Here is an 11,099-nt window from a genome sequence, read left to right as displayed (position 1 = left end):
AAGCCAAACTCTTCGAACAGCAGCTCAGCCGGCGCGGACTCGCCGAAGCTGGTCATGCCGACGATGGCGCCGTTCAGACCCACGTATTTGAACCAGTAGTCGGCGATACCCGCTTCCACCGCCACGCGAGCCGAAACCGCTTTCGGCAGCACCGATTCACGGTACGCCGCATCCTGCTTGTCGAACGCGTCGGTGGACGGCATGGAAACCACGCGCGCCTTCACCCCTTCAGCGGTCAGTTTGTCCCAGGCAGCCACGGCCAGTTCAACTTCAGAACCGGTGGCGATGAAGATCAGCTCCGGCTGCCCGGCGCAATCCTTCAGCACGTAGCCGCCGCGGGCCACGTTCGCCAGTTGCTCCGCCGTACGCTCCTGCTGCGCCAGGTTCTGACGCGACAGGATCAGCGCCGTCGGGCCGTCGTGACGCTCAACGCCGTATTTCCACGCAATCGCCGATTCCACCTGGTCACACGGACGCCATGTGCTCATGTTCGGCGTCACGCGCAGGGAAGCCACCTGCTCAACCGGCTGGTGCGTCGGGCCGTCTTCGCCCAGACCGATGGAGTCGTGGGTGTAGACCATCACCTGACGCTGCTTCATCAGCGCCGCCATACGTACCGCGTTACGCGCGTACTCCACGAACATCAGGAAGGTGGAGGTGTACGGCAGGAAGCCGCCGTGCAGGGAGATACCGTTGGCAATCGCGGTCATCCCGAACTCACGCACGCCGTAGTGGATGTAGTTCCCGGCGGTGTCTTCGTTAATCGCCTTCGAGCCGGACCAGATGGTCAGGTTGCTTGGCGCCAGGTCAGCCGAGCCGCCGAGGAATTCCGGCAGCAGCGGGCCAAAGGCTTCAATCGCATTCTGCGACGCTTTACGGCTGGCGATTTTCGCCGGGTTAGCCTGCAGCTTCGCAATAAACTCGTTCGCTTTCGCGTCGAAGTCGGCCGGCATCTCGCCTTTCATACGGCGGGTATACTCGGCGGCTTCCTGCGGGAAGGCGCTGGCGTAGGCGGCAAACTTCTCGTTCCACGCCGCTTCTTTCGCCTGACCGGCTTCTTTTGCATCCCACTGCGCGTAGATGTCAGACGGGATGTCAAACGCCGGGTGTGTCCAGCCCAGGGCCTCGCGGGTCAGCGCGATTTCCGCGTCGCCCAGCGGCGCGCCGTGGGAGTCGTGGGTACCGGCTTTGTTCGGCGAACCGAAGCCGATGATGGTTTTGCACATCAGCAGGGACGGCTTGTCGGTCACCGCGCGCGCTTCTTCCACCGCGCGCTTGATGGCATCGGCGTCATGGCCGTCAACGCCGCGCACCACGTGCCAGCCGTAGGCTTCAAAGCGTTTAGCGGTATCGTCGGTGAACCAGCCTTCAACGTGACCGTCGATGGAGATGCCGTTGTCGTCATAGAACGCCACCAGCTTGCCCAGCTTCAGGGTACCGGCCAGGGAGCACACTTCGTGAGAAATGCCTTCCATCATGCAGCCGTCGCCCATGAAGGCGTAAGTGAAGTGGTCAACGATATCGTGGCCCGGACGGTTGAACTGCGCCGCCAGGGTTTTTTCAGCAATCGCCATGCCGACCGCGTTGGCAATCCCCTGGCCCAGCGGGCCGGTGGTAGTTTCAACGCCGGCGGTGTAGCCGACTTCCGGGTGGCCCGGGGTTCTGGAGTGCAGCTGACGGAAGTTTTTCAGTTCTTCAATCGGCAGATCATAACCGGTGAGATGCAGCAGGCTGTAAATCAGCATTGAGCCGTGGCCGTTGGAGAGCACGAAGCGGTCGCGATCGGCCCAGGCCGGGTTGTTCGGGTTATGATTCAGGAAATCACGCCACAGGACTTCGGCAATGTCAGCCATACCCATCGGGGCACCCGGGTGGCCGGATTTGGCTTTCTGTACCGCGTCCATGCTCAGCGCACGAATAGCGTTAGCAAGCTCTTTACGTGAGGACATTTTGACTCCAGTTCGGACTGTTGAAGGCCATACCCTTAACGACTTGACGAGAGCGCGTTTTGGGCTACGCCGGAAAAAAGTGACAACAATGTAACCCAAGCGACAAAACATGTACATGGAGCATCCTTTTGTGGTTTAAGAAATCTCCGGAACACGTTGTGCTGCCCCGGAATCCTCTCGCCCGTAACTCGCAATACTCTTTATAATTTGTGCAGGATGCGACATGCTTACCGTCGCCTTTTTCAGACAAAAAATCGTAAGATTGTGGAAGATAAAAAATGAAAATTCGCTCAACTATTCTTGCCCTTGGGATCGCAGCAACGCTTACCGGATGTCAGAACATGGACTCCAACGCCCTCCTCAGCTCCGGCGCCGAGGCTTTTCAGGCTTATTCTCTGAGCGACGCGCAGGTCAAAGCGCTCAGCGACCAGGCCTGTAAAGAGATGGATAGCAAGGCGACTATTTCGCCCGCCGGCAGCGAATACAGCAAGCGTCTGAATAAAATCGCCGCCGCGCTGGGAGACAATATCAACGGCCAGCCGGTTAACTACAAAGTGTATGAAACCAAAGACGTTAACGCGTTTGCGATGGCCAACGGCTGCATCCGCGTATACAGCGGCCTGATGGACATCATGAACGATAACGAAGTGGAAGCGGTCATCGGCCACGAAATGGGCCACGTTGCGCTGGGTCACGTGAAGAAAGGCATGCAGGTGGCGCTCGGCACCAACGCCGTTCGCGCCGCCGCCGCGTCTGCGGGCGGTATCGTCGGCAGCCTGTCCCAGTCTCAGCTGGGCGATCTTGGCGAAAAGCTGGTGAACTCGCAGTTCTCCCAGCGCCAGGAGTCCGAAGCGGACGACTATTCCTACGATCTGCTGCGTAAGCGCGGAATTAATCCGTCAGGGCTGGCCACCAGCTTCGAAAAGCTGGCCAAGCTGGAAGCCGGGCGTCAGAGCTCAATGTTTGACGATCACCCGGCATCCCAGGAGCGCGCTCAGCACATCCGCGATCGCATGAAGGCCGACGGCATTAAATAATCCCGGCTCCCCTCTCTGCAGCGTCAGAGAGGGGAAAACGACTTAATACAGCGTTTTCTGCGGCGGTCCGGCAAAACGCAGCGCGCCAATCTGCCCCATTTTGACCTCCACCACCGACGGCCCCGGCATCGCCAGCGCTTCGGTCATGACCGACTGGAAATCCTCCGCCCGCTCAACGCTCCACGCCTGCAGGCCGATAGCCTGCGCCAGCAGCGCGAAATCCGGAGTATGCAGCTCGTTGTAATACTGGCGCCCGCCGAAATACTTATCCTGAATCCCGCGCATCACGCCGTAGCCGCCGTCGTTCATGACAATCAGCGTGACGTTAGCCTTTTCCTGCGCCAGCGTCGCCAGCTCCCCCAGATTCAGGCTCAGCCCGCCGTCGCCGACGAGGCCGACCACCTTCCGCTGCGGGTTAGCAATCGCCGTGCCGATCGCCATCGGCAGGCCCATGCCAATGGCCCCGGCCAGCGAGTGGATGTTCATTAACGGGCCGTGGGCGCGGAACAGACGGCTCCCCCACAGGCTGCCGGAAACGGTGATATCGCGCACCAGGATCCCGTCGTCAGGCAGCGCCTGCGCGATAGCGTCGTTCAGCTGCGCGTAGGCGCCGCACTGCTCGCGCAGCCCGCGTTCCGCCAGCGCGACCGCCTCTTTGACCTCCTCATCCCACTGGACATTGCCCCATTCACGGCCCTGCGCTTTTTCCGCCAGCGCCGCCAGCGCCGCCAGCAGGCTGTTACAGTCGGCAATCAGCGTGTTATCCATCAGGTAGTTGCGGCTGGCCGCCGCCGGGTCGATATCAATCTGCACCCTTGGCGACGGCAGCTCCAGGGTCCAGGAGCGGGTTTCGTTGCTGCGCAGGCGCGAGCCCGCCACCAGGGTAAAATCGCACTGCGCCATCAGCGCTTCAACGGACGGCGAATTGTGGAAGGCGCGCAGGCTGGCGCGATGCCCGTCCGGCAGCACGCCGCGGCCGTGGGTGCTGGAGATCACGGTCATTCCGGCATCGGCCAGCTTTTTCACCGCCGCCGCGCTGCCGATGGCCCCGCCGCCCAGCCACAGCAGCGGTCGTTTAGCCTGGCGGAGCTGCGCCCACAGCGCATCGACGGTGGCGCTATCGGCCTTCGCCGCCGGGGCCGCTTTCAGCGCGGCGGTCACCAGCGAGGCCGGGATTTTCGCGCCCTGAATATCAATCGGGATTTCAACCGAGACCGGCCCACACGGCAGCGTTTGCGCCTCCTGAATCGCCTTATGCAGGATAGCCAGCGCCTGGCTGGCGTTGCTGATGCGGTACGCGCGCTTCGAGCTGGCCTTCAGGAAGGTCAGCTGGTCGCGGGTTTCGTGAATAAAGCCGGTGTCGGCATCGAGCCAGGTTTTTTCCACCTGACCGGTGAGGTGCAGCAGCGGCGTGCAGGCGTTCATCGCCTCCACCAGCGCCCCTACCGCGTTGCCGGCCCCCGCGCCGGTGCTGGTCAACGCCACGCCCAGTCCGGAAAAACGGCCGTGGGCGTCGGCCATGGTGACCGATCCGGCCTCACCGCGCGCCGGAACAAAGCGGATCTTTCCGCGCTGGCCTACCGCATCGGCGATCGGCAGGTTGTGAATAGAGATGACGCCGTAAATAGCCTCAACGTTGTACTGCTCCAGCGTTCTGGCGATGGCTTCGCCGACGGTTATCATTTCGCTCATTGCACACCCTTCTCTTAGTCGCACCAGTGGTTGACGCTATTACCCGTCGCCAGATAAATGCTCTTTTGTTGCATCCAGGCCTTTAGCCCCTGAATCCCTTTTTCGCGGCCCAGGCCGCTCTCTTTAAAGCCCCCAAACGGGGTCGAAATGGAGAAAACCTTATAGGTGTTGATCCACACCGTTCCGGCTTCCAGGCGATCGCTTAAGCGCAGGGCGCGTCCGCTGTCCCGCGTCCAGATCCCCGCCGCCAGACCGTATACCGAATCATTGGCTTCGCGGATCAGCGACTCCTCATCGCTGAAGGTCATCGCCACCAGCACCGGGCCGAAGATCTCCTCCCGGCAGGCGCGGGCCGCGTTGGTCAGCCCCTCAACGATCGTCGGTTGAAAATAGCTGCCTGCCGCCAGCGCCGGATCCGCCGGGATCTCGCCGCCGCACAGCACCCGGCCGCCTTCGCGTTTCGCCAGCTCGACGTACTCCAGCACGCTGTCGCGGTGCTTTTCATTAATCAGCGGCCCGACGTGGGTCTCCGCGCTAAACGGATGGCCGATTCTGAGCCCGCGGGTCAGCTCCAGCAGGCGCGCCATCAGCTGCGGATAGACTTTTTCATGCACAAACAGCCGCGAGCCGGCGATGCAGGCCTGACCGCCGGAGCTAAAGATGCCGTAGCAGATGCCGCGCGCCGCCTGCTCGATATCGGCATCTTCCAGCACGATGGTCGGCGATTTGCCGCCGAGCTCCAGCGACGCCGGGATCAGCTTTTCCGCCGCCACGTGCGCCAGATGACGTCCGGTGCTGGTGCCGCCGGTGAACGAAATCTTGCGCACCAGAGGGTGGCGGGCCAGAGCGTCGCCAATCACCGATCCTTTCCCCGGCAGGACGCTGAGCAGGCCCGCCGGCAGGCCGGCCTGTTCGAAAATCCGCGCCAGCTCCAGCGCCATCAGCGGCGTGGCCTCCGCCGGCTTGAGGATCACCGCGTTACCGGCGGCGATCGCCGGGGCCACTTTTTGCATCTCGCTGGCGATCGGCGAGTTCCACGGCGTAATCGCCGCCACCACGCCCAGCGGCTCGTAGCGGCTGAGCGTCAGCAGATCCGCCTGCCCCGGGGTTGGCAGTTCGCCCTCCAGCAGCTCGCAGGCGGCGGCGAAGTAGCGGGCGCTGCCCGCGGCGCTCATCACCAGGCCTCGCGCCTCCGCCAGCGGCTTGCCGTTGTCGCGGCTCTGCATCCGCGCCAGCTCCTCAAGGCGGGATTCGATAATATCCGCCGCTTTATGCAGGATCTTTGCCCGCAGATGGGGCAGCATGCTGCGCCACGCCGGCTGGCGCCAGGCGCTTTCGGCCAGCGCGATCGCCTCATGCAGATCGTCAAGGCTTGCCGCATGCAGCGTGGCGTTGACCGAGCCGTCGGCCGGAAACAGGCTGTGCATCAGGTTGCCGCCGCCGCAGCGCCAGCGGCCGCCGATAAAAATCTTTAACTCATCCATCGCCGCCTCTTTGCGCTATGCCAGTTCGCGGCAGGCGCGAACCGCGCTCAGTGCCGCCAGGGTGGAAGTTTTTGGGTTGCTGGCGAGCGGTAATCCGCTGAGCTCCAGGTGGAACTCGCCAAACGCGCCCTGTACGTGCAGCGTGTGGGTATTGCGCCGGGTCATCGGATCGACCATCAGCTGTACCCGTGTATCGTCCATCCCGATGCCGCCCAGCGCCACGGTTGCCGCAACGTTGGCGTTCGCCGGAAACAGGCGGGCCGCTTCGCGCGCGCTGCCTTCAAAAAAGATTTTTGCTTCACTGACCGCGTTGAGGTCGATGAGCATTTCCGCATAGCTGCCGCGCCAGCTGGCCGGGCTTTTGCGCGACCGGTAGGTCACCTGCTCAAGACCGCCCTCTTTCGCCGCCGCCAGGCCGTCGATACCGGCCACCGCGCCGGAAAGCAGGGTTAGCCGGCCTCCGGCGCCGTTGAGGCGTTTTTCCAGTTCGCTATCCGCCAGCGCGCCGGTAGAGATCACCGCCAGATGCCAGCCGCGCCTGAGAATGGCTTCGCCAAACTGCGCCACCGCCTGCTGGCTGGCGCACTCCAGCACCAGATCCGGAGTTTCCGCGCAGGACTGCGGGTCCTCCAGCACCGCTACCGCATCGCCTAAGCGCTGGCGGATCGCCGCGTGGTGCGCCTCGCGCGCCACCACCCAGCCCAGGGCGACCTGCGGCGGCAGCCGTTCAATCACCGCCTGCGCCATTGCGCCATAGCCGATGAGCATGATCTTTTTCATCTCAACTCCTTACAGATGACGGCAAAAGCCGCCGGAGACATCCAGCGCCGCGCCGGTGGTAAACGACGCCAGCGGCGAGGCGAGGAACAGCAGCGCCTGAGCCGGCTCGCTCGGCCTGCCGAGGCGCGCCATCGGGATCCCGCGCTTGCGGGCGATATCCGCCGTCCACTCGGGCCAGCTCTGGCTTCTGTCCGTGCGGTTTTCAAAGCGCCGCTGCCACTGTCCGGACTCCACCATGCCGAGCAGAATGGAGTTCACCCGAATGCCTTTGGCAACCAGGTCCTTCGACAGCGTCAGGGTCATGTTGAGCAGCGCCGCGCGCGCCGCGGAGGTGGCAATCATGTGCTCCTCCGGCTGCAGCGCCAGCAGCGAGTTCACGCAGGTTATCGAGGCGATATCCGAGCGCTCGAGCTGCGCCTGAAAGGCCTTCACCGGGTTAATCACCCCGAACAGCTTGAGCTCCGCCTCGTGCAGCCACGCCTCCCGCGGCGTATCGGCGAAGTGCGCCACGTACCCCTGGCCGGCGTTATTAATCAGCATGTCGGCACCGCCAAAGCGCGCCTCTACCGCGTCGGCAAAGTCCTGCACCTCGTCCTCTTTCAGCACGTCGCAGCGGTAAGAGAAGACGTCCGCGCCGGGATATTCGTTTTGCAGCGCCGCATGGGCGCTGGCGAGCCGGTCCGGATTACGGCCGCAGAAGGCGACCTTCGCCCCTTCCCCCAGCAGCAGGCGCAGCGTTTCAAAGCCAATTCCTGACGACCCGCCGGTGACCACCGCTACGCGCCCCTCAATTTGTGCATTCATCGCGCACCTCTTCCCCTACCCGTAAAAGCTGTTGATTGAAAAATGTATCGTTATCGAGATAGCTGGCGTGCCCCGCTCGCGGGATGCCGACGTACGGCATGCGGTAGCGCAGCGCCAGGCCGTGCACCAGCTCCGGCTGGGTAATGGCGTCCTGCTCACCGCACCACGCCTCAAAACGGCCGCGAAAATCGCCAAGCCAGCGGTGAATATCGTCATGGGCCAGCATCCACGCCGCGGCCAGGTAGCCCTCGGCGCGCAGCCTGCGCATCCCGGCGGCAACGACGGCAACGTTGGCCTCATCGCTACAGGGGTGCAGCAGCTTCGCCGCCCGACCCTGCGCCATCGCTTCGCCGCCGGCGGCCATCTGCCGCTGCCGGCCGTGCCAGACTTTTTCACGCTGCGCGGCATCCGCCCGGCCGTAGCCCTGGGCGGCATCGGCCAGCACCAGGCGCAGAACGCGCCCGGGGTACTTTGCCGCAAAGGCGCTGGCTACCAGCGCGCCCAGCGAGTGGCCCACCAGCACCGCCCGCTCAACGCCGGCGCGGTCGAGCAGCTGCGCCAGCGCTTCGGCATAGTCGCCGGCATCCGCACGCTCGGCCGAGAGCATCGGGCTTTCGCCATAACCGGGCATATCCCAGGCCAGCACGCGGTAGCCGGGCAGCGCCATCTGCTTATGCCAGGAGGCCGCGCCGGAGCTGATACCGTGCAGCAGCACCAGCGGCGTGCCGCTCCCCTGTTCACGAAAACCCGTCATACCGCCTCCTTAACCGCGCTTCACTTTTGACAGAGGATGATCTTGCGGATAGGTCGGGATATTCGGCTTGCGGGTGCCGAGCATCACGCACATCAGCGCTTCCTCTTCGCCGTGGTTAAACAGCCCGCGGTAGATCCCCGCCGGGACGGAGATCAGGTCGCGCTCGCGCAGCACGGTTTCGGTGTAGCTATCGCCGTCCTGAACCATCAGGGTGATCTGCCCCTTGAGCATGAAAAATACCTCTTCGACGTCATCGTGCAGATGCAGCGGCCCTTCGCACTTCGCCGGCAGCACCATGGTGGAGAAGGTGAAGTTCTCCGCCGCCACGGTATTGGTGTCGCTGGCGACGCCGGTGGCGCCGGTGCCGATGTAGCGCATCTGGGCGCGGCGGTATTTCGGGTCGAAATCGGCCTGGAACTTCAGCGCGTTCCAGTCATATTTGCGTCCTTCAAAGCGCGCGATACGCGACTCAATCCACTCTTCCATCGTCAGGTGCTCAGGCTTGAGGCCCTGTTTTGCAGTTACGCTTGAATCTGTCATCGTCTTCTCCTCAGTAACGTCTTAGCAGCGGCAGCAACAGGAGACAGCCTACGACCGCCATCACCGCCAGAAAGATCAGTCCGGAATCCATGCTGTGGGTGAAGGCGATCAGCGCGCCCATCACCGCAGGCGACAGGGCGCCGGCAAAGTTTCCCAACCCGTTGAAAATCCCACCCGCCGTGGCGCTGACCCGGGGATGGGTCGCCTTCGCCAGCAGCGCAAAAATATTGGGGGCGCCGGTTCCCCACATGAAGGTGCTAAAGCTCATCGCCGCGATAACCGTTAGCGGAGTGGTGAAGTGCATCACCGCCGCGAGGCCCACCGCCGCGCCGGCCAGCGAGAGAAAGCAGGCGGCCGCGCGTTTATCCACCCGGTCTGAAAGCCACGCCCCGATGATTTCGCCGAGCAGCATGGCGATAAACGGCATAGACGACAGCCAGCCGGCGTGCTCCAGGTGGATACCCTTGCCCTTAATCAGATAGCCGGGAAGCCAGCCGTTGATGCCCCACAGATAGGCCAGGAAGGCGATATTGAAGACGCAGATCATCCAGAAGTGCGGGCTGACAAACAGCTCCCGGCGGGCGCTACGCCGCTCTTCCTGCGAGCTGGCGGCCGCGGACGTTTTGCCCTCCAGCTGGATCCCGCGCAGGCCGATACGGACAAAAATCAGCACTGGCGCCGTCAGCATCGCCATCGCAAAGAAGGTGCTTTGCCAGCCGAAGGTGCTGAGCAGCCAGATGGAGAGCGGGAAGCCGATGGCCGCGCCGACCGGCGTCCCGAGCAGCCACAGCATGGTGGCGCGCGCCTGCAGACGCTGGGGGAAGGTGTGGCGCACGATGGCAAAGGCCAGCGGAAACAGCGGCCCCTCGGCGATGCCGAGCAGCACGCGCAGCACGATCATGGCGCTGTAGCTGTGGGTGAACCCCATCATCACCATTAATACGCACCACACCACCATCATGCCGGTGAGCAGGCGCAGCGGCGCGATGCGGTCGCCCAGCCCGCTGAGCAGAACCGAGGAGAAGCCGTAGCTCAGTAAAAAAGCGCTCATCAGGATGCCGAGGCGCGTGGTATCAAAATCGATGCCCATCGCCTGCTGAAAATGGCTATCGGAAAACAGCGCCGCAATGCTGATTTTGTCGAAGAACGCCAGCAGTACGCAGGCCAGTAACGACAGCGGAATGGCCCAGCGAACCGCTTTTTCAGGCGCGTGGACGCCCTCACCGCCCGCCACGGAGGGCGCGGTGTTGGTCTCTAATGTGGTCATCTCTCCCCCTTAAGGGTGCGCGGGTGTTATCGCAATGACATCAGCGAAAAGGTCAGATCGTCGAGCGGCACGGCGGAAAGATCCCTCCCCGCCGCCATCCAGCGCTTCGCCAGCTTGACGGTGCGCGCATCGTTAAACGCCACCAGCTGGCTGAGCCGGCCGTCGCTATCGAGCGAGAAAAACAGCGGCCCTTTGGGATCGCGGCGAACCACCGTCCGGGTTCCCGGCTGGGGGATCCCGAGGATCTGAATATTGTGCGCGTATTGATCCGACCACAGCCACGGCGCTTCGTCGTAGCCCTCGGCCTTCGGATCGAGCATCGCCTTCGCCGTCGCTACCGCCTGATTCTGGGCAAAGGCCCACGACTGAATGCACAATCCGTACCGGTGATGGCGGGCGACGTCGCCGGCGGCGAAAATAGCCGGATCGGCGGTTCGCCCCTGGGCATCGACCACGATCCCGCGATCGACGGGCAGGCCCGCCTCCTGTGCCAGCTCAAGGTTAAGATCGACGCCGATCCCCACCACCACCGCGTCGAAGGTCTGACGTCGGCCGTCGCAGCGGATCACCGGCAGGCCGTCGCTATCTTCGAGGCCCAGCGCACCGCACCCCGTGCGGACGTTGACCCCCCGATCGCGGTGCAGCCATTCCAGCTCCTGCGACACCTCGCCGCTTACCGAGCGCATGCACAGCGCCGGCTGCTGTTCGTAGAGCGTGACCTCGACGCCGCTTTTGCGCGCCGAGGCGGCAATCTCGAGGCCAATCCAGCCGCCGCCGACGACCGCCAGCCGG

Annotated in this window: 10 protein-coding genes; 1 reads left to right on the top strand and 9 read right to left on the bottom strand. The window is 63.6% G+C overall.

The features are described from left to right. A partial coding sequence (tkt, locus tag PFH44_RS20235; RefSeq protein WP_283825950.1) for a transketolase occupies positions 1-1,949 on the bottom strand: 1,949 nt, incomplete at its 3' end. A 278-nt stretch (positions 1,950-2,227) separates the two neighbouring features. Here tkt and loiP point away from each other — a divergent pair. Then, positions 2,228-2,986 (top strand): metalloprotease LoiP, encoded by a 759-nt coding sequence (loiP, locus tag PFH44_RS20230; RefSeq protein WP_041147175.1) that lies wholly within the window; start codon positions 2,228-2,230, stop codon positions 2,984-2,986. Between the two features lie 42 nt (positions 2,987-3,028). On the opposite strand, the gene PFH44_RS20225 is transcribed toward loiP, so the two are convergent. The 8 genes from PFH44_RS20225 to PFH44_RS20190 all read right to left on the bottom strand — a co-directional run. Next, on the bottom strand, positions 3,029-4,678 hold the full coding sequence (locus PFH44_RS20225) for a thiamine pyrophosphate-binding protein (protein WP_283825949.1): 1,650 nt from the start codon (positions 4,676-4,678) through the stop codon (positions 3,029-3,031). Positions 4,679-4,692: 14 nt separating this feature from the next. After that, positions 4,693-6,162, bottom strand: coding sequence for an aldehyde dehydrogenase (locus PFH44_RS20220; RefSeq protein WP_283825948.1), 1,470 nt, complete (start codon positions 6,160-6,162; stop codon positions 4,693-4,695). A gap of 15 nt (positions 6,163-6,177) precedes the next feature. Next, the gene (locus PFH44_RS20215; RefSeq protein ID WP_283825947.1) at positions 6,178-6,942 is read right to left on the bottom strand and encodes an aspartate dehydrogenase; all 765 of its coding nucleotides are present in this window, start codon (positions 6,940-6,942) and stop codon (positions 6,178-6,180) included. Between the two features lie 9 nt (positions 6,943-6,951). Further along, the gene (locus PFH44_RS20210; protein ID WP_283825946.1) at positions 6,952-7,746 is read right to left on the bottom strand and encodes an SDR family oxidoreductase; all 795 of its coding nucleotides are present in this window, start codon (positions 7,744-7,746) and stop codon (positions 6,952-6,954) included. Beyond that, the gene (locus PFH44_RS20205) at positions 7,730-8,500 is read right to left on the bottom strand and encodes an alpha/beta fold hydrolase (protein WP_045857106.1); all 771 of its coding nucleotides are present in this window, start codon (positions 8,498-8,500) and stop codon (positions 7,730-7,732) included. The genes PFH44_RS20210 and PFH44_RS20205 overlap by 17 nt, the downstream gene beginning before the upstream one ends. Before the next feature lie 9 nt (positions 8,501-8,509). Further along, on the bottom strand, positions 8,510-9,040 hold the full coding sequence (locus PFH44_RS20200) for a cupin domain-containing protein (protein WP_041147181.1): 531 nt from the start codon (positions 9,038-9,040) through the stop codon (positions 8,510-8,512). A gap of 10 nt (positions 9,041-9,050) precedes the next feature. Beyond that, positions 9,051-10,307, bottom strand: coding sequence for an MFS transporter (locus PFH44_RS20195; RefSeq protein WP_283825945.1), 1,257 nt, complete (start codon positions 10,305-10,307; stop codon positions 9,051-9,053). A 26-nt stretch (positions 10,308-10,333) separates the two neighbouring features. After that, positions 10,334-11,099, bottom strand: a 766-nt coding sequence (locus PFH44_RS20190) for an NAD(P)/FAD-dependent oxidoreductase (protein ID WP_283825944.1), incomplete at its 5' end; no start/stop codon positions are given.

The organism is Klebsiella sp. Ech2A, from assembly GCF_030078455.1.
GTDB classification, from domain to species: domain Bacteria; phylum Pseudomonadota; class Gammaproteobacteria; order Enterobacterales; family Enterobacteriaceae; genus Klebsiella; species Klebsiella terrigena.
This window is presented reverse-complemented; position numbering and strand designations above follow the sequence as displayed.